Source organism: Streptococcus sp. 1643 (assembly GCF_006228325.1).
Lineage (GTDB): Bacteria > Bacillota > Bacilli > Lactobacillales > Streptococcaceae > Streptococcus.
The window spans coordinates 370,401-391,848 of record NZ_CP040231.1 but is presented as its reverse complement, the minus strand read 5'-3'; the positions used below and the strand labels follow the sequence as shown (position 1 = coordinate 391,848).

Here is a 21,448-nt window from a genome sequence, read left to right as displayed (position 1 = left end):
AACTGATGACCATATCTACGATAAATATATAAAAATCCCCACGCAAAATAACTTGCGTGAGGACGAAATTCGCGGTGCCACCTCAATTATAGGATTTCTCCTATCTCTCATTCCTGTCTCAGAACTTTCCTATAACAGGCTGTGCGATAAAGGGCACTCCCTTGAGAATTATGTTTTCTTCTCTCGTTTCAGATGGACCCAACCTTACAGCTTTCTCTGCTTGTTTCCAGCAACCACAAGCTCTCTGGGAAAGAAAAGACTATAATTTTTCCATCTCTTATTTTTTAGCTTCTAGGTAGTCTGCAATAGCAGCTACGTCCTTGTCTCCACGACCAGAGACATTGATGATGATAATCTCATCTTTACTTAGTTTCGGTGCACGTTTAACTGCTTCTGCGATGGCATGCGAACTTTCAATCGCTGGGATAATCCCTTCTGTCTTACTAAGAAGGAGCATGGCTTGAACAGCTTCTTCATCTGTCGCTGCCACGTATTCTACGCGGCCAGAATCTTTAAAGTAGGCGTGTTCTGGACCAACCCCTGGATAGTCCAAACCAGCTGAGATAGAGTAAACTGGAGCCAGCTCTCCATCTTCCTTAAAGACTGCATAAGTCTTCATACCATCGACAATTCCGACACTACCTTTTGTCATAGTGGCTGCGTGCTTGTCTGTGTCAAGTCCGTGACCGGCAGCTTCGACCCCAACCAATTTGACTTCTTCATCAGCCACATACTGTGAAAAAGCACCGATGGCATTAGAACCACCACCTACACAGGCAATAACGTAGTCTGGTAAACGGTCTTCTTTTTCCAAGATTTGACGACGAGATTCCTCACTGATGACCTTTTGGAATTCATGAACAATGGTAGGATAAGGGTGAGGACCCACAGCAGATCCCAAAACGTAGAAGGCTTCAAGATCATTCATCCATGCTCCAAAGGCTGCATCAACCGCATCCTTGAGAGTTCGTGTCCCCGTTTCAACTGCGTGAACAGTCGCTCCCATCATCTCCATACGGAAGACATTGAGACGTTGACGCTCCACATCTTCTGCACCCATGTAGACATCACAAGCCATACCAAACTTGGCTGCAGCTGCTGCTGTCGCAACACCGTGCTGACCAGCTCCTGTTTCTGCGATCACTCGTTTTTTGCCCATACGTTTGGCAAGAAGAATTTGTCCTAAAACATTGTTAAGCTTGTGAGAACCAAGGTGGTTAAGGTCTTCACGTTTAAGATAAATCTTAGCTCCACCTAGGTGGTCTGTTAAACTTTCCGCAAAATAAAGCGGTGTTTCGCGACCAGAATAATCCTTCAAGTAATGGCGAAATTCTGCCAAAAATTCTGGATCATCCTTGTACTTGTCAAATGTCACTTCCAACTCATCCAACAAAGCCTGAATCGGCTCCGGTACAAAACTACCACCAAATTGTCCAAAATAACCTTTAGTTGTCATAAATTTTTCCTCTTTCAATATTTATTTCAAGATATGAAAAAACCCACACACAGAAAACAATCTGTGTGAGGGCGTTGGTAACGCGGTGCCACCTCAATTATAAAGGGACTATTCCCCTTTACATCTCTGCCTTGTCTAACAACAAGTTGCACTGTAAGGTGTGCGCACCGAATTTTCATTGTTTCAAATTCATTTTTAAAATCAGCCCACTTTCACTACTTCCAACCACCTGTTCACAATCACCACAGGCTCCCTGAAGATCAAAAATAGTTACTTTTCTGATTTGTTGAGAATATTATATGCTATTGTCCGCTTTTTGTCAAGATTTTTTATTATTTTTTTCCAGAACCGAGGATTTCTTCAGAAATTCTCACCAAAGTCTGAACGATGTAATCAACTTCTTCATCGCTTAATTTTGTATGAAGAGGAAGCGTAATTTCATTTTCAAAGAAGGCATAGGCTCTTGGATAATCTGCCATATCGAAACCAAGATTCTTATAGGCTGTCAGGAGAGGAAGCGGTTTATAGTGTACATTACTTGCAATTCCTGCTTTGGCCAATTCTTGGATGATGTGGTTGCGTTCTTCTAAACTTGCTCCTTCTACATGGGTGATGTAGAGGTGGCGTGAAGATTCGACACTATCAGTCTTGTGTGCCAATGGACGGATGCGAGAACCTGCAAAACCACGATCATAGCGGTCCACGATGTCCTTACGACGTTGTAGCAACCCAGAGTAACGGTCCAATTGTACCAAACCAATCGAAGCCATGATATCGGTCATATTGCACTTGTAGGCTGGTGTGACGATATCGTACTCCCATGAACCCAATTGCATCTTGGCAAGAGCATCCTTTGTTTGACCGTGAAGGGAAAGGATTTGGAACTCCTTGTACATCTCTTCGTCATCAATCGCTGGATTGGCTTTCCAAGTCGCACTTCCTCCCTCAGCCGTTGTAAAGTTCTTAACGGCGTGGAATGAGAAGGAAGTAAAGTCAGCGATAGATCCAGCTGGTTGTCCTTTATAAGTAGATCCCAAAGCATGGGCACTATCTGAGACAATTACGATACGGTTAAAGGCTTTTTGCCACTTGCTAGCAGCTGTAAAGAGGTCCCGTTTCTTCTCCACCACTTGGAGCAAACGATCATAGTCGCAAACAATCCCTGCAAGCTCAACCGGAATAATCACCTTAGTCTTTTCAGTGATGGCTTGCTCAAGCAAGTCATAGTCCATCTCAAACGTATCTGCTTGAATATCCACCATGACAGGTGTCGCTCCTACGTGAGTGATGACACTACATGAAGCTGTATAAGTCATAGCTGGAACGATAACTTCATCACCTGGTCCCACTTCCAAAACACGCAAAATCAACTCAAGAGCGGCTGTCGCAGAGTTGAGGCAGACAGTCTTAGGTGTCTGTGTGTATTGAGACAAGCGGCGCTCCAGTTCTTTTGTCTTCGGACCTGTTGTGATCCAACCAGAACGAAGGGTATCCGCTACTTCAGCAATTTCAGCTTCGGTAATATCGGGAGGTGAAAATGGAATATTGTAATTTGGCATTGATTTGCTCCTTTTATCTGTACTCATTTTCTCATGACTACTTTATTTTAGTACTTCAAACACGGTTTGAAACATGATTTTGATGTCTCCAAGGAAACTAAACTCTCGGAGATAGGCGAGATTATAGCGCATCTTTTCAGGAAGGACATGTTCGACATAGGCCTGGTCAACCGACAGACCTTTCTCTGTCATCTGACTGATGATGGTGTCCTCATCCTTGTAGTTGATACTGGCTGGAGAGGTGATTCCTGCTGGCAAGAGCAAGGTCGCCATCATTTCAGGACTATACTGCTCTGTGTAACGTGGCACTTCAGGACGGGTCCCTACAAAGGACATTTCGCCTTTAAGGACATTGACCAGCTGAGGTAGTTCGTCCAAACGCACACGGCGGATGAAATTTCCAACCTTGGTAATGCGACTATCGTTAGCAGAAGTCACCAGACTTCCTTTTTTATCCGCATCCGTCACCATAGTACGGAACTTCCAAATCTTGAACGGACGGTTGTACTGGGTCACGCGCTCTTGCTTGTAAATGACAGGTCCCTTGCTATCCAACTTGATCCAAATGCTCAAGATAAGAAAGACGGGAGAAGTCAAAAGTAGCAAGACCATGGCCAAAACCCAATCCAGGCAACGCTTGAAAATCAGCGAACCCTTCCTTTTAGAGACAAGCTGGTAGTAAGACTCAACCTCGCTTGATTGCATTTCCACGGGCAAGTCTTCCCATTTCAGCATGCTGTTTCTCCTTTGTTTTTATTATACTATTTGTCAACATTTTTCATTATACCACAAAATGGAAAAGGCGGTGCAAGAAATCTGTAATTTAAAGGAATTCTTCTTTAGGTAAGAGCCCCTGCCTGCAAGCTATACATCTTGTGATAGGTTCCTCCCAAGGCCAAGAGTTCCTCATGGGTTCCACTCTCGATGATGCGCCCCTTGTCCAAGACGTAGATGCAGTTAGCATCCTGGATGGTCGAAAGGCGATGAGCAATAGCAATGGTCGTCCGCCCCTGTCTCATCTTGGCTAGGGAATCTTGAACCAAACTTTCTGTTTCCGAGTCAATATTAGCTGTCGCTTCATCCAAAATCAAGATTTTAGGCTGACTAGCAACTGTTCTAGCAAAGGCAAGAAGCTGACGCTGACCAGTAGAAAAGCTCGAACCACGCTCGGAAACAGGGGCATCATAACCCAGCGGAAGGTCCTGAATAAAGGAATCTGCATCGACAAAGGCAGCTGCAGCCTGAACCTCTTCATCACTAAGTTCTTGATACATGGCAATATTGGACTTGATAGTCCCGTGATAGAGGAAGGGATCTTGCAAGACTAATCCGATATTCTTTCTCAGCTCTTCCTGACTGTAGTCTCTAATATCCACACCATCCAAGAGAACGCGGCCTGACTGAAATTCATAAAAACGCATGAGAACATTGATAATGGAAGATTTCCCAGAACCTGTATGTCCTACAAAGGCAATGGTTTCACCCTTCTTAACCGAAAAGGAAATATCATCCAGAATCTGATGTTTACCGTCATATGAGAAACACACATGTTCAAAACGGATATTGCCTTCTTTGACTTTAGCTTGCCCATCTTCTTGAAGAGGCTCATAGGTCGTCTCATCAATCAAGGCAAAGACACGGCCTGCAGATACCATGGATGTTTGAAGGGTTGAAAAGTTTTGCGTCACCTCAATCAGGGGATCAAAAAGGCGATTGATGTACTGGATAAAGGCATACATGGTTCCGGCCGTTATCCCGATAGAAAGACCACGGTAGCCAAAGTAGGCCATCAAGACGGCGTAGCCTAGGAGTTTCAGCAAACTCATGGCAGGACGCAAAAAGAGGGCGTCCAAGGCTACAGAACGGTTGGCATAGACCAAGTGTTCTTGGTTGATTTCATCAAATTCTGCTTGCAGGCGCTTCTCTTGATTAAAGGCCTGGATAATTCTGATTCCCTCGATATTCTCTGCCAGCTTACTATTGATATCTGACAAGAGACTTCTGGTTTTTTCGATAATCTTGACTGACTTTTTCCGATAGAGATTGACCAAAAGGAAAATCAAGGGTAGAAAGAGCAGGACTAAAGCTGTCAAACGAAAATCCAACACCAACATGGTATAGAGAGTTGTCAGAAAGATGAAAACTGCTGAAATAAAGCTGGATAAAATCCCTGAAAACATATCACTGATGGTCTCGGTATCATTGGTCAAACGAGAAACGATGGATCCTGCTGGCGTCTTGTCAAAATAAGACATACCCAGCTTCTCCATATTTGCAAAGGCATCGCGACGAATATCCCTAACAATACTGTAGGACACCCGCGCAAAGAGAAGATTCCCGACATACTGAACTAGAGTTTGTAGGAGATAAAGGCCATAGTAGGCCAGCAAAACGGTCACGGCCAGTTGATTAAGATTGCTGAGGTACTGGTCGATAAAGTGGGAAGCCACAAGGGGAATGACACTTTTAATGACCGTCGTCGCAAGGAGAAAACTGAGTGCCAAAAAGGTCAGGAGGCCATAGGGCTTGAGATAAGACATCAAGCGCTTCAATATAGCCCATTGTTCTTGCTTATTCTGCATCTTCTTCTCCTTTCATTTCCAACTGCTGAGACTGGTAGGTTTGTGCATACCAGCCATCCAGGGCTAGCAGTTCTTCGTGCGTGCCCCGTTCGATAATTTGACCATTTTGCAGAACCAAAATCAGATCTGCATGGACAACTGCACTGAGGCGATGTGCTGTAATAATAGTTGTCTTGTCCTTCCGCGTCTCCTTGAGATTGTCGATGATGGCATACTCTGTCTTGGCATCCACGGCGGACAAGGAATCATCTAAAATCAAAATATCAGGGTCTAAAATCATAGCCCTACTCATAGCCAGACGTTGCTTTTGACCACCAGATAGACTGACCCCTTTTTCACCGATAACTGTATCAAATCCTTGATGCATGTCTACAATATCTTGGTAAACTTGAGCTAGTTTAGTCGCTTCCTCGACCGCTAAAAGGGGCAAATTAGGTTTGCCGAAGCGGATATTGTCTAAGATAGAGGTCGCAAAGAGGAACTGGTCCTGAGGGACATAGCCCATGAGACCACGAAGGTCTGTCAGACGATAATCCCGAATATCGTGACCGTTTAGATAAATAGCTCCCTTATCCACATCGTATTCACGCAAGAGGAGCTTAATCAAGGACGTTTTCCCAGAGCCTGTCTGACCGACCAAGCCCAGAGTTTGCCCTTTTTCTAAACTAAAGTGAATATCCGTCAGTGTTTCCTCATTTTCAAAGGCAAAGATGTCAATGGCATACTCCAAACATCCATTTTCAATACCGTCCAGAGGAAACTCAGGGTCTTGTACAGGTGATTCCTGAGACAAAAGATCCTCAATCCGTTGGTAAGAAACCTTGCCTCGCTGAGTGATATTAAAGAGGAAACCGATAGCCATAAGAGGCCAGACCAGCATATCCAAATAGCTGATAAAAGTGACCAGATTCCCAACCGTGATTTGCCTCTCCTGCACCATCAAGGAACCGACCAAAAGGGTTAAAACATAAGATGAACCAACAAACAAGAGAACCATGGGGTCAAAGAGACTATCATATTTCATGGTTTGGAGGTTCTTCTGGAAGGTCAATTCATTGACTGCTTGAAAGGACTTCAACTCGTCCGCCTGATAACCGAAAGACTTGGTCACCTTAATACCTGATACAGACTCCTGCACCTTGTTATTGAGTTCGGAAAAGGCTGCCTGTGACTCGCCAAAGGCCTTGTGGGTCTTTCTCCCTAGACGACTAGTCGCATAAGCCATGAAAGGCAAGGGAAGAATGGCAACCAAGGTCATCTGCCAAGAAATGCTAAAGAGCATGGTCAGCAAAGTCACCAAAGCCGTGATAGAGGCATCCACTGCTGACATGACTCCACCACCCGCTAAACGGGTCAAGGCATTGATATCATTGGTGGCGTGTGCCATCAAGTCCCCCGTCCGATAGGTCTGATAAAAGGCTGGCGACATTTTTGTGAAATGCTCAAACAAGCGAGACCGCATAATCTGCCCCAAACGATAGGAAGTTCCAAGAATATACATGCGCCAAACATAGCGCAGATAGTACATCCCAAAGGCTGCCAGCAGTAGATAAAATAGATTAAGAAGGAGGGCCTGCTGGGTTAGTTGCCCCGACGTAATGGCGTCAATCACCCGCCCCATAACCATGGGAGGAATGAGATTGAGGACGGAAACCAAGACCAAGGCCACAATCCCGACTAGATAACGGCGTCTTTCTAACTTGAAAAACCACCAGAGTTTTTGAATAATGGACATAAAATCCCTTTCTGATTGCAAATGGAAACCTGAGGCCAAGACTCAATGAAAATCAAAGAGCAAACTAGGAAACTAGCCGCAGGCTGCTCAAAACACTGTTTTGAGGTTGTATATAGGACTGACGAAGTCAGTCACATATATACGGCAAGGCGACGTTGACGCAGTTTGAATTTGATTTTTGAAGAGTACAAGACCCCAGGTTTTTCTTATTCATAAGTTACGACTGAGACGACACCCTTGTCATACTCAGCGATAAAGATATTGGCCACATTGTCATACCCTTGTTTACTAAGGTTATCAAGCAGCCATTCTTCGCTCCGACCAATGGTCTCCAAAATTTCAACTTGGATCACACCGTCTGTGACAACAGGATACTTGGGATTCTCATCTCCCATTTGGACTACGATGAGTTGACCGTTTTGCTCCTGCATAGCTCGTTTGACTTGTTTCATTTGGAAAATTCCCTGACTACGGAGCTTAAGAGCTACGTCCGCTGCTGATAAACCAACCGAACGGCAGGCTTCTGGATCAATCTTCCCATTTTTGATAAGCAGGGTTGGCTTCCCATCAATCAAACGTTTCACAAAGTGAACATTATTATTGAGCCATTTGAGAGTCAAGACCAGAATGGTCCACATGATCAAGATGACTGCATACTGAAGGATACTGATGGCGCTATTGTAAATCACCCCACCGATGATCCCCCCGAGTACATAGTTCTGAATTTGATCTATCGCTGAGTTAGGCGCTAGATTGCCCTTTCCTGTCACATTAATTACGAAAACCAGAGAAAAGAGACCCAAGGCTAGTTTGATTAAAATTTCGATATAATTAAGTGTCATTTGTTCACCTCCACCAATTCGATCGCATCTGTTTTATACAATTCCACTTTCTCTAGCAGGTACTTGTCTGGCTCACTACCGTTCAGGGCACGGTAATAGTGATCACCTACCTTGATAAGTGCGCCATCCGTGTCCGCAGAAGTATTAACATAGACCTCTGACTTGTCTACTCCCAATTCTTTGGAAACAAGCTCGATGAAATGAAGTGAAGCTTGAAATTTATTATTAGAAACTTGATTGTTTTGATAAGTCGTGATGCTGACTAAAAGGAGAGCTAATAAGGTCAAAGCTGAAATCATGACCAACTCACGAAATTTAGTCCCCTTTTTATCATGATAAGCCTTGAAAGCTAAAAATCCTGTCACAGCTAATAAAACAATCCCTAAACCAATCATGATGCCATTTTGCTGACCGATTTGGCTGAGTACATAGTCATAAGAATAGAATTTCATGTATTTTCACTCCCTTTCATAAAATCATTCTTAATTATAAACGAAAGAGGGTGATTTTTCAAACCATACGTTGGGGAAATGCGCCTTTTTTTGGTATAATATAGTCTGTAATCTGAATGAAAAAGGTAACATTATGAAACTCATCTCATGGAATATCGATTCCCTCAATGCAGCCCTAACGAGCGACTCAGCTCGTGCAAAATTGTCCCAAGAAGTCCTACAAACCTTGGTAGCCGAAAATGCTGATATTATCGCTATTCAGGAAACCAAGCTTTCTGCAAAAGGGCCTACAAAAAAACACTTGGAAATTTTAGAAGAACTCTTCCCAGGTTATGAAAACACTTGGCGTTCTTCCCAAGAACCTGCTCGTAAAGGATATGCTGGAACCATGTTCCTTTATAAGAAAGAACTCACACCAACGATCAGCTTCCCAGAAATCGGTGCTCCTTCTACCATGGACTTGGAAGGCCGCATCATCACCTTGGAATTTGATACATTTTTCGTGACCCAAGTTTACACTCCAAACGCTGGCGATGGTCTCAAACGCTTGGAAGAGCGTCAAGTCTGGGACGTCAAATACGCTGAGTATTTGGCTCAACTAGACAAAGAAAAACCAGTCCTTGCAACCGGTGACTACAACGTAGCCCACAAGGAAATCGACCTTGCAAACCCTGCCAGCAACCGCCGTTCACCTGGATTTACCGACGAAGAACGTGCTGGCTTTACCAGCCTCTTAGCAACTGGATTTACTGACACCTTCCGCCACATTCATGGCGATGTCCCAGAGCGTTATACTTGGTGGGCGCAACGCAGCAAGACTTCTAAAATCAACAATACAGGATGGAGAATCGACTACTGGCTCACTAGCAACCGCGTGGCTGACAAGGTGACCAAGTCTGACATGATTGACTCGGGTGCGCGTCAAGACCATACGCCGATTGTATTGGAAATTGAACTCTAAGGAGAAAGCTAATGGACTATCAAGCTGTCATTCCTGAATTTGTAGTATCTGACCTCGAAAAGTCACGCCACTTCTACTGCGATTTGCTGGGATTTTCTGTCGAATACGAGCGTCCAGAGGAGAAATTTCTCTTCCTCTCGCTTGAAGACTGCCAACTTATGCTAGAAGAAGGCAGCACAGAAGAATTAGCCCAACTAACCTATCCTTTCGGGCGCGGTGTCAATATTTCCTTTGGTATTGAAGATGTCCCTCAGCTCCACCAAAAACTGCTGGAGGCCAACTATCCTATTTATCGTCCTTTGACTAAGAGAACATTTCGTGTTGGGGATCACTACATCTATCCTCACGAATTTGCAGTCTTGGATCCAGATGGCTATTTTTTAAGATTTAGCGAATAGAATAATAGAACCCTACAATACTGTATCTCGTTGTAGGTTTCTTTTTTTGTTCGTTTTTTTCATTAAAACACTAACAAAACATTTGATTTATAAAGTTATTTAGTGTAAAATAATGACATTAACGCTATTGCGTTTGATAATAGTACCATTTTACTTGTTTATGTCGTGAATTGGCACGACGTTTCTACAAGGTGCCGGAACACCTAACAATGAGTAAGTCTGTTGAGGGTATGTTTTTAGACATACCTATTTTGAGGGCTTGCTTATCTGTTAAGTAGGTCCTTTTTTAGTATTTTGCTAAGGCTAGCCTTCAAGGTTAAATATAATATTTTTAATATTTCCCTTATTTAGTGCGGACGGGAGGTGAAATTACCCTGTGAGTAATTTCAGGAATCCAGGGAATTTCATCCCTAATTTTTGAGCCCAAAGTCTCAAAAATCCCGTCATAGACAATAACAAGATTATTGTCTATGATACCACTACAGCGGGAAATATCTAGTAAAACTCGCTTCGCTGGCACTAGTATTATACATATACATTATTAGTAAACTAAATCACTATAGAAACATTTAAACAAGCAAATGAAGTATCTTTTAGACTTTAGGAGGTCTTATGAAATTATTAGAAGAGCGCATCCTCGAGGATGGGCATATCTTGGGGGACAACATCCTCAAGGTAGATTCCTTTTTAACCCACCAGGTTGACTATCGTTTGATGCGGGAGATTGGTAAAGTTTTTGCGGAAAAATTCGCATCTGCTGGCATTACCAAGGTTGTAACCATTGAAGCTTCAGGCATTGCCCCAGCTGTTTTTACAGCTGAAGCCTTAGACGTTCCCATGATTTTCGCCAAGAAAGCTAAAAACATCACCATGAACGAAGGCATCTTAACTGCAGAAGTCTACTCCTTTACCAAGCAGGTGACCAGCACCGTTTCCATCGCTGGAAAATTCCTCTCACCAGAGGACAAGGTCGTGATTATTGACGATTTCCTTGCTAATGGACAAGCTGCCAAAGGCTTGATCCAAATCATCGAACAAGCCGGAGCAAAAGTTGAAGCGATAGGTATCGTGATTGAAAAATCTTTCCAAGATGGTCGTGATTTGCTTGAAAAAGCAGGGTATCCAGTCCTATCACTGGCTCGCTTGGATCGTTTCGAAAATGGTCAGGTCGTATTTAAGGAGGCAGATTTCTAATGCAAAAACAAGAAAAACATTCACAAGCAGCCGTTCTTGGCTTGCAACACTTACTAGCCATGTACTCAGGTTCTATCCTGGTTCCTATCATGATTGCGACAGCTCTTGGCTATTCAGCTGAGCAGTTGACCTACCTGATCTCCACAGATATCTTCATGTGTGGGGTGGCCACCTTCCTCCAACTCCAACTCAACAAATACTTTGGGATTGGACTACCAGTCGTTCTCGGAGTTGCCTTCCAATCCGTCGCTCCCTTGATTATGATTGGGCAAAGTCACGGTAGCGGTGCTATGTTTGGTGCCCTTATCGTTTCAGGGATTTATGTAGTTCTGATTTCAGGAATTTTTTCAAAAGTAGCTAATCTTTTCCCTTCTATCGTAACAGGCTCTGTCATTACCACGATTGGATTGACCCTGATTCCTGTCGCTATTGGAAATATGGGAAATAACGTCCCAGAACCAACTGGTCAAAGTCTCTTGCTTGCTGCTATCACTGTTCTGATTATCCTCTTGATCAACATCTTTACCAAAGGATTTATCAAGTCTATCTCCATTTTGATTGGACTGGTTGTCGGAACTGCCATTGCTGCCACTATGGGCTTGGTTGACTTCTCTCCTGTGGCTGCAGCACCGCTTGTTCATGTCCCAACTCCACTCTACTTTGGAATGCCAACCTTTGAAATCTCATCTATTGTCATGATGTGTATCATCGCAACGGTTTCTATGGTTGAGTCCACTGGTGTTTACCTAGCCTTGTCTGATATCACCAATGACCCAATCGACAGCACGCGCCTGCGCAACGGTTATCGTGCAGAAGGTCTGGCCGTACTTCTCGGAGGAATTTTTAACACCTTCCCTTACACAGGATTTTCACAAAACGTTGGTTTGGTTAAATTATCAGGTATCAAAACCCGTCTACCAATCTACTACGCAGCTGGTTTCCTAGTCCTCCTTGGACTCCTTCCTAAGTTTGGCGCCCTCGCCCAAATCATTCCGAGCCCTGTTCTTGGAGGGGCCATGCTGGTGATGTTTGGTTTTGTTTCCCTTCAAGGGATGCAAATCCTCGCTCGCGTTGATTTTGCTAACAATGAACACAACTTCCTTATTGCAGCTGTCTCCATCGCTGCAGGTGTCGGACTCAACAATAGTAATCTCTTTGTCAGCATGCCGACAGCCTTCCAAATGTTCTTCTCAAACGGAATCGTCGTAGCCAGCCTACTGGCCATTGTCCTCAATGCAGTATTAAACCGGAAAAAGAAATAAGAAAAAGAGGTGTGAGCCTCTTTTTTGTTTATTTATATCCTCACCTGTCTGTCTTCTGACCGCTGGCCTGTCACAAACATGGTAAAGGTTGCCTTGCAGACATTTCTGCCTTCTTGATTGGTGATATCGACATCCACGACACAGGTTGTGCGACCTTGATGGACACATTCTCCTTTAATGGTCAGCACATCGTCGAGTTTTCCTGCCTTAAGGTAGTTGATAGAGGACTGGAGCGTCACTCCATCAAGCCCTAGCGAGATAACCACCAAACCACTAATCTGGTCACAAAGGGTGAAGAGATAGCCACCATGGGCATTGCCATAGTAGTTGAGTGACGAGTCCACCACTTTGGTCGTCACTACAACCTGACCATCTCTCATTTTTTCTATTTCGTAATTTTCAAAGGCAGATATAGCGTCAAAATGAAAATCTTTCATCGTTTCCTCCTGATAGTTCAAACGACACTATGATACTACTTTTTATAGGACTGCGCAAGGAGAAAGCTCCTAGTCTGGCAAAATTCCGACCTGTTCTACAAAGCGCATAAAGGCTACCTGTCCCTGCTCAGTCTGCTTGTAAACCCCTGCGTCCTCCAAAACACGCGCAAAAATAGTGCCCACAGAGTCCTTGACGATTTCAAGGGCTTTTTCTTTATCTGCTAGATCCGGATGTTGGGCTTTGAGCTGGTCTGCCCATTCCTGATGATAGTCGGCAACTATATCATCATCTCCCACGAGGTAGCTAGCAACCTGCTCCACTTCCGCTTTCAGACGAGGTGGTAAGATAGCCAAGCCCATGACCTCAATCAAGCCGATATTTTCCTTCTTGATATGTTGAACATCCTTGTGGGGATGATAGATACCATCAGGATGCTCTGGCGATGTCTGATTATCCCGCAAGACCAAGTCCAATTCAAACTGACCATCTCGTTTACGGGCAATGGGTGTAATGGTGTGATGCGGTGTCCCGTCTGTCCCTGCTAAAATCTGCACTGCAGGATCTGAATACTGGCGCCATTCTTGCAAAATCTTGTCAGCCAAGTTGATCAAATACTCTTTTGAATCCGAGGTCAAACGTAGCACTGACATAGGCCACTTGACAATCCCAGCCTTGACCTGCTCAAAACCAGCAAAACAGAAAGTCTTTTGTAAAGGAGCTAATTCCATAGGGAAAACATGTCGGCCTCCCTGATAGTGATCATGAGTCAGAATAGAGCCTCCCACGATTGGCAGGTCGGCATTAGAGCCCGCAAAATAGCCCGGAAACTGCTCTACGATAGCCAGCAGACGCTCAAAACTCTGACGACTAATAGCCATGGGACGATGCTGACCATCTAAGAAAATACAGTGCTCATTAAAATAAGCATAGGGCGAATACTGGAAGCCCCACTCCTGGCCCGCCATTTCGAAACGGATAATGCGGTGATTGCTGCGAGCTGGGTGGTTAACCCGACCATGGTAGCCTTCGTTCTCTAGACAGAGTTGACACTGTGGGTAATTGCTAGCTTGAACCAACTTAGCTGCCGCAATCTCTTTTGGATCCTTTTCAGGTTTAGACAGATTGATGGTAATCTCAAGTTCTCCGTAGTCAGATGGTACACGATAAGCAATATTCTTAGCAATGGCCTTGAGCTTGATGTAGTCATTTTTCTGGCTAAGTTGGTAGAAGTCCGCAATTGCCTGCTCGGGAGATTGGGCATAGGTTTTCCAAAAGTCACGATTGACCTGACTTGGACAAGGTGTCACCAAGTCCATCAATTCAGCACCGAGGATTTCACGCGCAGTCTGACTATCCTCAATCGTCTCTAATCGAACCGCCTCCTCAACCAACTGGTCCTTGAGGTCAATCAATTTATCCAGATCAGTCTCAACCTCCAAAACACCATCTCCCACTCGTGCCAAGACACGATTGGTTAGGTAGATTCGATCCATTTCCTCAAAAGCACTTTCAGCAATAACTTCCGTGATAAATGCATCTAGAACTCCTTGACTCATTGATTCTCCTTCTTACTTTCTAAATAGTCTCTGACAGCATCTAAATCCTGAAAAACTTGTTCTGTTTTATTTAAGAAAGACTGTGCTGGCATTTTCAAGTCTGGAATACAAATAACTGGTATCCCAGCTCTATACGCTGCTTCAATCCCTGCTTCACTATCCTCTAATACTAAGCAATTCTCTGGTAAAACATTCAAATCACTACAGGCCTTTAAAAATATATCAGGGTAAGGTTTGCTTCTCTTTACATCTTTTGCAAAAACTAGATGGTCAAATAAGGACAGTATACCATTGCTATCCAAAATCATTCTAGCTCTAGATTCAACACTTGAAGTTGCTAAAGCGATTGGAATACCTTCTCTTTGCAAAAAAGCAAGCAAATTTTTAGCACCTTTTTTTAAATTTACACCTTTGGCTAATATTCGAGCTTCCAGTTCATAAACTTTTTCCAAGGTTTGGTCAAAGTTCCAAGGTAAATCATAGGTATCTAAAAATCGTTGAACATTCTCCTCTTCCCTATGTCCACTGTATTCTCTAGAATATGTTTCTTCTGTGAAAGGAATTCCAAAATCTTTAAGCAATTCTTGATAAACTTTTAGAGAAATGATCTCAGTATCAGCTAATAAGCCATCTAAATCAAATATTACAGCGTCCATTTACTTCTCTCCTAGTCTAAAACGCGAGTGCCACCTGCAACTTCAGCGATATAGAAGCTTGGAGCATATCCAACGACTTCCTCGTAGTGCTTGCCTACAGCTTCCTTAAAGGCCTCAACAGCGTCTTTTTGAACCAAGGCAATGGCACATCCGCCAAATCCTGCCCCTGTCATACGAGCACCAAGAACACCTTCTTGGGCCCAAGCTGTGTGAACAAGGGTATCCAATTCCAAGCCAGTCACTTCATAGTCATGTTCTAGAGAAACGTGTGACGCATTCATCAAGCGACCAAATGTTTCCAAATCACCTGCTTGAAGTGCTGCTTGAGCTTTAAGAGTACGTTGGTTTTCAAGCACAGCATGGCGAGCACGTTTTAAGCGATTTTCATCTTTAATCAGATAGCTGTATTGGTCAAAGGCCCACTCATCCAATTCACCCAAGGTCTGAATATCCAAGGCAACTTGCAATTCTTCCACAGCTTTTTCACACTCAGCACGGCGTTCATTGTATTTAGAATCTGCCAATTCACGACGTTTGTTGGTGTTCATGATAACAACGACATTGTCCTTCAAATCAAGCGGCACCAAGTCGTATTCTAACGTATTGGTATCTAGGTAAATGGCACGTTGGTCAGCACCCATACCGATGGCAAACTGGTCCATGATACCAGAGTTTACTCCGATAAAGTTGTTTTCTGTTTGTTTTCCGATTTTAACCAAATCCAAACGATCTAGTTTTAAATCAAAGAGATGCTCTGCCACAACACCAGTCAAGAGTTCCAAAGATGCTGATGATGACAAGCCAGCTCCATTTGGGATATTCCCATAAACATAAAAATCAAACCCTTTGTCAATCACGTGTCCAGCTTCTTGCAAGAAATGAAGAACCCCTTTTGGATAGTTGGTCCAGCTGTGCTCTTTTTCAAATTTGAGGTCAGCAAGAGGCACTTCGATGATACCCTTGTCCTCAAAGTTGGCTGAGTAGAAACGCAAAACTTGGTCGTCACGTTTTCGAGCCGCCCCATAAGTTCCCAAGGAAATCGCAGCAGGAAAAACGTGACCGCCATTGTAGTCCGTGTGTTCACCAATTAAATTGATGCGGCCAGGTGAAAAGAAGGTTTGGTCTGCTTCTTGACCAAAAACGGCAAGAAAGTCTTTGCGAAGGGCTTGAGCAGTAAGATCTTGTGTCATATAAATTCTCCTTTGACTGTCCGTTAAGTCACCTTAACGTGTAATCGTTTTCTTCTATTGTATCCAAGGAATTTACCAAGGTCAATCCTTTTTACTAAACTTTTACTAAACTATCAGTAAAAAGCAGAAAAATATGATATACTAACCTAAAAGGAGGAGGATTTATGGCTACCTTAAAAGATATCGCACAGCTAGCCTCTGTCTCTATCGCGACCGTATCTCGTGTCCTCAATCGCGACCAGAGTCTATCTGTTACAGAAGAAACCAGACACCGTATTTTAACTGTCGCTGAAGAGCTGGGCTACACCAAGCATCTCAAGACAGGCGAATCCCACAAGCCCAAGCAAAAGATTGCCATTATCCAATGGGTCAGCGAACAAGGGGAGTTGGACGACCTCTACTATTATCAGATTCGTCTAGGTATTGAAAAAAGAGCCCAAGAGTTGGACTATGACATCTTGCGCTATTTTAATGACCATCCTTTTACACTGAGCGAGGAAGTGATTGGCATTCTCTGCATCGGAAAGTTCAGCCGAGCTCAGATTGCTGCCTTTGAAGAATACCAAAAACCTTTAGTCTTTATAGACAGCGATACCCTCTCACTAGGTCATACCTGTATTATTACTGACTTTTACACTGCTGTGAAACAAGTTGTAGACCATTTCCTCAGCCAAGGGATGAACCGTATCGGAATTCTCACAGGCCTTGAGGAAACAACCGACCAGGAAGAAATAATCCAGGATAAGCGACTAGAAAATTTCAAAGACATTACCCAAGCAAAGGGAATCTACCATGAAGAACTGGTCTTTCAGGGAAGCTTTACTGCCCAGTCTGGCTATGACTTGATGAAAGAGGCCATTCACAAGCTAGGAGAACAACTCCCACCAGCCTTTTTCGCAGCCAGCGATAGTTTAGCCATCGGTGCCCTTCGTGCCCTTCAAGAAGCTGGAATCAGCCTACCAGACCGTGTCAGTCTCATTTCTTTTAACGACACTAGCCTGACCAAGCAGGTCTATCCTCCCCTCTCCAGTATCACTGTCTATACCGAAGAAATGGGCCGAGCAGGCATGGATATTCTTAATAAGGAAGTTCTACACGGTCGCAAAATCCCCAGCTTGACTATGCTGGGAACCAGACTGACTTTGAGAGAAAGTACGAGGAATGAATAGGATAACAAAACGACCTCTAGCGAGATCGTTTTTCTAATGATGATGCCCATGCTTCTGCTCTAACTTTCTCACCCTCCGCTTATGTTGTGCATGATTGCTTTTACTGCTATCCACTTCAATAGTGATATTCAGCACGCCTCTTTCTTCTAAAAATTGACGCACCACTTCTTTGGTCTCCATCATCTGCTCCCAGTCCTCGATACAGATGTGGACAATAGCATTGTTCTCTAAACCGTCCATGGACCAAATGCTAAGTTGATTGACACTTTTGACATTGGGTAGAGCCTCTAAATCCTTCTCCAAATCATATGTCTCGACCCCTTCTGGCACAGAATCTAGGAAAATTTTCAGTGCGCTCCAAAAGCGAGGAATGGCTTTCGACAGAATAAAGATAGAAATAACCAGCGATAAAAGCGGATCAAGGATATACCAATCTGTAAATCGGAGGATAATCGCCATTAGGATGACAGCCAACCAACCAAGAGTGTCTTCCAAAAAATGCAGGCTAAGAATTGACTCGTTCTTTGTCTTTCCTTTACGGACTACTAGACTAGCTAGCACATTAATAGCCACTGCAATGATTCCCAGCCAGAGGATACCATTTTCATTAACGGGTTGCGGGTGAACGATCTTTGTGATATTTTCCAAGATCACTAGGACAGACCCTATCATAAGAATCACAGCCGTTAGCATGGCCCCTAAAAGGCTAAAACGTTTGTAACCCAAGGTGTACTGTCTATCTTCTTCACGGTTTGAAATTGTTTCTAGAAGGGCTGATATACCAATGGCTATAGCATCCCCCAGGTCATGAACAGAATCAGCAAGAACTGCACTCGAACCAAAGATTCCTCCTGCGATAAACTCAACAATCGCATAGCTTAAATTTAAGAAAAAAGCTAACCAGATAGATGTTTTAGAACTCATTTCTCTCCCTCCTTTGGTATAATGGGTATATACATACTTCTTTCATTTGTATTATCTAATAAAATCCAAAGAAAGGATAGAAGCAAACTGTCAGTCCTGTTCAGTTCTGAACAGTTTGTCTCAAGTGTCTATATGCAAAAAAGAGACCGTCGAGTCAGTAAGACGAAAAAAGCCATCTATCAAGCTTTTTTACAACTTTTGAACGACAAAGGCTATGATGCCACTACTGTTCAGGATATCATTGACCTAGCAGATATTGGACGTTCTACTTTTTACTGTCATTACGAAAGTAAGGAACTCCTTTTAGATGAGCTCTGTCGCTACCTCTTTCACCATCTCTTTGAAAGGGAAGAACACTTGACTACCGAGGACTACCTCGCACATATCTTTTTACATTTTCAGAAAAACCAGGACCATGTCACCAGTCTCCTTTTTTCCAAAAACGACTACTTCCTCCGCCAACTACACAAGGAACTCGAACACCACGTTTATCCCATGGTGGCGGATGACTTGCAAGAGGCCTATCCAAACATTCCGGACTCCTACCTCCAGCATTTTGTTGTGACGAACTTTATTGAGACCCTAACTTGGTGGCTAAAAAAAGGAAAATCCTATACCGAAGACCAAGTGGTGAGATTTTACCTTGATGTAATTGAGATAAACTCTACAACTCCACTTGATAACTAAGCCTGTAAATCAGAAAGGAACCAACTATGTTAACTTCGATGATTCTAGGAATACTAACAATTGTACTAGCTCTCGCCTTCTCATTGCTTCACCTTGCTGCTGCTTTTTCAGCTATGAAACAAAAGAACTACAGTCTAGGAAATAAGTGCATCTTGGTCGGCAGTTGCCTCACTTCTCTGGCTCTAGCCATCTTTTACTTCGTTCCAGTTGCAACCATTCTTCTATGGATTGTGGGTGCGAGTATTGTCTGCTATGGAGCCTACTGGAACGGCCAACAGACAGAAAGTCAACATATATCGCACCACATCATTCGTATAACGAGCGCTATCGTTATTACAGTGTTACTCATTTTGCTCTAACACAAAAAAAGGATCATCTGATCCTTTTTTACTTTTTAAACACTCTTTGCGGCCTTGCTCCACTGATACCACCCAACTAGACTATTGATCAAGTAAATCAGGTATTTCCCTTGGATTTGCAGGCTTTCTCCCCACCAGAGATAGATAAAAAAGACATTGGTAGCTGCCCAGAATATCCATTGCTCACGGTAAACAGCTGTCATGAGGATTTGCCCAACCCCATTGGTCGCATCAGTGATAGAATCACGATAAGGACGATTAGCTCCGATAGACTGATAAATAAACCCAAAGGCCAACCACCAAAGAACACTAATAGAAAGATACTTTGTCCAACCCTTGCCGTCTAGTTTACGTGCGATAAACTCTTGTTGTTCTTTCTTAAACTGGGCTTGATAAATCCAAACCAAGAGACCAATTGGCTGCATAATTGTAAAATAGAGAGTTGTTAAAACCTCACCATAGAAGCCTTTTTGAAGGGCAAGCACCAGATAAATGATGGAATTAATCAAATTAAATAGGTAGTTACTAGCACGACCTTCAGCTTCTCAAAGAGCAGAAAAAAGGTTAGTAAGGCTTGAGAGATGAATCATTTTAAAAGCAAACAATTCCAACAAGACGTCATCATTGTCGCTGTTGGTTATTACCTACGTTACAATCTGAGCTATCGTGAAGTTCAGGAATTGCTTTATGACCGTGGAATAAATGTTTGTCACACTACGATTTATCGGTGGGTTCAAGAATACAGTAAAATCCTCTATCATCTCTGGAAAAAGAAAAATAAACAGTCCTTCTATTCGTGGAAAATGGATGAAACCTATATCAAAATTAAGGGGCGTTGGCATTATCTCTATCGAGCGATTGATGCGGACGGTTTAACATTGGATATCTGGTTACGAAAGAAACGTCGAGCAGACGATAACAGCTATAAGTTAGAAGATACCGCCTATCAAGAAGATAAAGCACGCAAAGCAGAAACCGAAGATAAGCTAGCTATTGAAGCAAGTACACCACGCTATTGCTAGAAAATATGTTGCTAAGTCCGTTTGAAATGCAAGATACAAAAATCATGGCAGGATTGCAAGTCCATGTTTACCCCCTCTATGACGAACTGAAAGAATTAAGAGGGCTAAATAGTCTTAAAGACCACTTGTCTTATGTTGCCAGCAGACGTGAAGAATATTCTAAACATAATATCGCACGCTACCTCAAAAAAGCCATTGAACAATATCTACCAACGGTTAAAAGGCAGGACTTAAACCATGAGTGAAGACTTAAAAACGATCAAAGAGCTGGCGGATGAGTTGAGTGTTACAAAACAAAATATTCAATATCACTACCAAAGGTTACCAAAAGAATTACAGCTTAAAAGTTCCAATGGGTCTAATCTAATAAATTCTAAAGCAGAAAAAATAATTTTAGGTAAAGTAGAAAGTAGTAGCAAATCAAATACCAAAGACCAACAAATAAGTAGCAAAGACCAACAAATAGAAAAACTAACTAATTTGTTAGACCAGTAACAACGATTAGCCTTGCAAGATAAAAAGTTGCTAGAAGCATACAAGGCGGAAATGATAACTTAAAAGCCCTCAAAATGCCCTCACAGGAAACAGAATTCAAACACTTAGACAATCAATATAAAGATGAAGTGAACGCTCTTAAAGAGAAGTTGGAAAATTTACAGGAACAAATCAAAGATCAAAAAAGGATAGAAGAACAAGAAAAACCAATAAAATGGTGGGGACTATGGCGAAAATAGATGATTCAGTTAAAAAGAAAGTTCCAGAATTGCGATTTAAAGGATTCACGGATGAATGGGAACAGCGTAAGTTGGGAGACGAAGTTCGAATAGTGATGGGACAGTCTCCTAATTCAGAAAATTATACTGATGATCCTAATGGGCGCTAAAAATGCGAAGACCTATGAAGACCTATTTTGTATTAGTCAAACAAAAAATCCAAAAGAAATGGTATATGATTATGACCATGAAACAAAGTAAAATCAAACCGAGTGATCTGAGGAAGCACCCGA

General features: G+C 43.0%; 21 protein-coding genes, 4 pseudogenes and 1 riboswitch. Of the genes and pseudogenes, 12 read left to right on the top strand and 13 right to left on the bottom strand.

Features of this window, described 5'->3' with window-relative positions; all coding sequences use genetic code 11:
• Positions 1 to 277: 277 nt before the first annotated feature.
• The 7 genes from trpB to FD735_RS02240 all read right to left on the bottom strand — a co-directional run bounded on the left by trpB (position 278) and on the right by FD735_RS02240 (position 8,626).
• Positions 278 to 1,456 carry a tryptophan synthase subunit beta gene (gene trpB / locus FD735_RS02270; RefSeq protein WP_139658376.1) on the bottom strand — a complete coding sequence of 393 codons (1,179 nt, stop codon included), beginning with the start codon at positions 1,454 to 1,456 and terminating at the stop codon, positions 278 to 280.
• Positions 1,457 to 1,788: 332 nt separating this feature from the next.
• Positions 1,789 to 3,015, bottom strand: a complete 1,227-nt coding sequence (locus FD735_RS02265; protein ID WP_176553049.1) for a DegT/DnrJ/EryC1/StrS aminotransferase family protein — start codon at positions 3,013 to 3,015, stop codon at positions 1,789 to 1,791.
• A gap of 42 nt (positions 3,016 to 3,057) precedes the next feature.
• Positions 3,058 to 3,750, bottom strand: a complete 693-nt coding sequence (locus tag FD735_RS02260; RefSeq protein ID WP_139658374.1) for a sugar transferase — start codon at positions 3,748 to 3,750, stop codon at positions 3,058 to 3,060.
• Positions 3,751 to 3,854: 104 nt separating this feature from the next.
• Complete coding sequence (locus tag FD735_RS02255; RefSeq protein WP_139658373.1) at positions 3,855 to 5,597, bottom strand: ABC transporter ATP-binding protein; 1,743 nt, start codon at positions 5,595 to 5,597, stop codon at positions 3,855 to 3,857.
• Positions 5,587 to 7,332, bottom strand: a complete 1,746-nt coding sequence (locus FD735_RS02250; RefSeq protein WP_139658372.1) for an ABC transporter ATP-binding protein — start codon at positions 7,330 to 7,332, stop codon at positions 5,587 to 5,589. The genes FD735_RS02255 and FD735_RS02250 overlap by 11 nt, the downstream gene beginning before the upstream one ends.
• A 206-nt stretch (positions 7,333 to 7,538) precedes the next feature.
• Entirely contained in the window at positions 7,539 to 8,174 is a 636-nt protein-coding gene (locus FD735_RS02245) for a DUF421 domain-containing protein (RefSeq protein ID WP_000174434.1), read from the bottom strand.
• Positions 8,171 to 8,626: a DUF3290 family protein gene (locus FD735_RS02240; RefSeq protein ID WP_139658371.1), complete on the bottom strand. Its 456-nt coding sequence runs from the start codon at positions 8,624 to 8,626 to the stop codon at positions 8,171 to 8,173. Before FD735_RS02240 ends, FD735_RS02245 begins: the two co-directional genes overlap by 4 nt.
• A gap of 133 nt (positions 8,627 to 8,759) precedes the next feature.
• Between FD735_RS02240 and FD735_RS02235 the strand changes: the two genes are divergently transcribed.
• The 4 genes from FD735_RS02235 to FD735_RS02220 all read left to right on the top strand — a co-directional run bounded on the left by FD735_RS02235 (position 8,760) and on the right by FD735_RS02220 (position 12,441).
• Complete coding sequence (locus FD735_RS02235; protein ID WP_139658370.1) at positions 8,760 to 9,587, top strand: exodeoxyribonuclease III; 828 nt, start codon at positions 8,760 to 8,762, stop codon at positions 9,585 to 9,587.
• Between the two features lie 11 nt (positions 9,588 to 9,598).
• Positions 9,599 to 9,985 carry a VOC family protein gene (locus FD735_RS02230; protein WP_000386238.1) on the top strand — a complete coding sequence of 129 codons (387 nt, stop codon included), beginning with the start codon at positions 9,599 to 9,601 and terminating at the stop codon, positions 9,983 to 9,985.
• 134 nt (positions 9,986 to 10,119) lie between these two features.
• Positions 10,120 to 10,215, top strand: a riboswitch (purine riboswitch).
• Between the two features lie 382 nt (positions 10,216 to 10,597).
• On the top strand, positions 10,598 to 11,179 hold the full coding sequence (locus FD735_RS02225) for a xanthine phosphoribosyltransferase (RefSeq protein ID WP_139658369.1): 582 nt from the start codon (positions 10,598 to 10,600) through the stop codon (positions 11,177 to 11,179).
• Positions 11,179 to 12,441 carry a nucleobase:cation symporter-2 family protein gene (locus FD735_RS02220; protein ID WP_001171650.1) on the top strand — a complete coding sequence of 421 codons (1,263 nt, stop codon included), beginning with the start codon at positions 11,179 to 11,181 and terminating at the stop codon, positions 12,439 to 12,441. The genes FD735_RS02225 and FD735_RS02220 overlap by 1 nt, the downstream gene beginning before the upstream one ends.
• Before the next feature lie 32 nt (positions 12,442 to 12,473).
• Here FD735_RS02220 and FD735_RS02215 read toward each other — a convergent pair whose 3' ends face one another.
• From FD735_RS02215 to FD735_RS02200, 4 genes are all read right to left on the bottom strand, one after another.
• Positions 12,474 to 12,878 carry a PaaI family thioesterase gene (locus tag FD735_RS02215; protein WP_139658368.1) on the bottom strand — a complete coding sequence of 135 codons (405 nt, stop codon included), beginning with the start codon at positions 12,876 to 12,878 and terminating at the stop codon, positions 12,474 to 12,476.
• A gap of 69 nt (positions 12,879 to 12,947) precedes the next feature.
• Complete coding sequence (locus tag FD735_RS02210) at positions 12,948 to 14,435, bottom strand: UDP-glucose--hexose-1-phosphate uridylyltransferase (RefSeq protein ID WP_049505598.1); 1,488 nt, start codon at positions 14,433 to 14,435, stop codon at positions 12,948 to 12,950.
• Positions 14,432 to 15,091 carry an HAD family phosphatase gene (locus FD735_RS02205; protein ID WP_000340244.1) on the bottom strand — a complete coding sequence of 220 codons (660 nt, stop codon included), beginning with the start codon at positions 15,089 to 15,091 and terminating at the stop codon, positions 14,432 to 14,434. The genes FD735_RS02210 and FD735_RS02205 overlap by 4 nt, the downstream gene beginning before the upstream one ends.
• Before the next feature lie 11 nt (positions 15,092 to 15,102).
• Positions 15,103 to 16,281: a galactokinase gene (locus FD735_RS02200; protein WP_049505597.1), complete on the bottom strand. Its 1,179-nt coding sequence runs from the start codon at positions 16,279 to 16,281 to the stop codon at positions 15,103 to 15,105.
• A 164-nt stretch (positions 16,282 to 16,445) separates the two neighbouring features.
• Between FD735_RS02200 and galR the strand changes: the two genes are divergently transcribed.
• Entirely contained in the window at positions 16,446 to 17,450 is a 1,005-nt protein-coding gene (galR, locus tag FD735_RS02195; RefSeq protein WP_076984765.1) for a DNA-binding transcriptional regulator GalR, read from the top strand.
• A 33-nt stretch (positions 17,451 to 17,483) separates the two neighbouring features.
• On the opposite strand, the gene FD735_RS02190 is transcribed toward galR, so the two are convergent.
• A complete protein-coding gene (locus FD735_RS02190; RefSeq protein ID WP_076984766.1) occupies positions 17,484 to 18,374 on the bottom strand; it encodes a cation diffusion facilitator family transporter in 891 nt (296 codons plus the stop codon).
• 132 nt (positions 18,375 to 18,506) lie between these two features.
• Here FD735_RS02190 and FD735_RS02185 point away from each other — a divergent pair, with 132 nt between their 5' ends.
• Positions 18,507 to 19,061, top strand: a complete 555-nt coding sequence (locus FD735_RS02185; RefSeq protein ID WP_049505594.1) for a TetR/AcrR family transcriptional regulator — start codon at positions 18,507 to 18,509, stop codon at positions 19,059 to 19,061.
• Positions 19,062 to 19,087: 26 nt separating this feature from the next.
• A complete protein-coding gene (locus FD735_RS02180; protein ID WP_049505593.1) occupies positions 19,088 to 19,420 on the top strand; it encodes a hypothetical protein in 333 nt (110 codons plus the stop codon).
• A 35-nt stretch (positions 19,421 to 19,455) separates the two neighbouring features.
• Here FD735_RS02180 and pnuC read toward each other — a convergent pair.
• Positions 19,456 to 19,962, bottom strand: a pseudogene (pnuC, locus tag FD735_RS02175) (nicotinamide riboside transporter PnuC); the annotation flags it as partial.
• Between the two features lie 39 nt (positions 19,963 to 20,001).
• Here pnuC and FD735_RS09805 point away from each other — a divergent pair.
• From FD735_RS09805 to FD735_RS02160, 5 genes and pseudogenes are all read left to right on the top strand, one after another.
• A pseudogene (locus FD735_RS09805) lies at positions 20,002 to 20,325 on the top strand (IS6 family transposase); the annotation flags it as partial.
• Positions 20,311 to 20,687 (top strand): annotated as a pseudogene (locus FD735_RS02170) (DNA replication protein); the annotation flags it as partial. The pseudogenes FD735_RS09805 and FD735_RS02170, both read left to right, overlap by 15 nt.
• Complete coding sequence (locus FD735_RS02165; RefSeq protein ID WP_001287840.1) at positions 20,680 to 20,937, top strand: plasmid replication protein; 258 nt, start codon at positions 20,680 to 20,682, stop codon at positions 20,935 to 20,937. The pseudogene FD735_RS02170 and the gene FD735_RS02165, both read left to right, overlap by 8 nt.
• Before the next feature lie 12 nt (positions 20,938 to 20,949).
• Positions 20,950 to 21,176: pseudogene (locus FD735_RS09890) on the top strand (DNA-binding protein).
• Positions 21,164 to 21,325: a hypothetical protein gene (locus FD735_RS02160; RefSeq protein ID WP_001062367.1), complete on the top strand. Its 162-nt coding sequence runs from the start codon at positions 21,164 to 21,166 to the stop codon at positions 21,323 to 21,325. The pseudogene FD735_RS09890 and the gene FD735_RS02160 overlap by 13 nt, the downstream one beginning before the upstream one ends.
• Positions 21,326 to 21,448 lie beyond the last annotated feature (123 nt).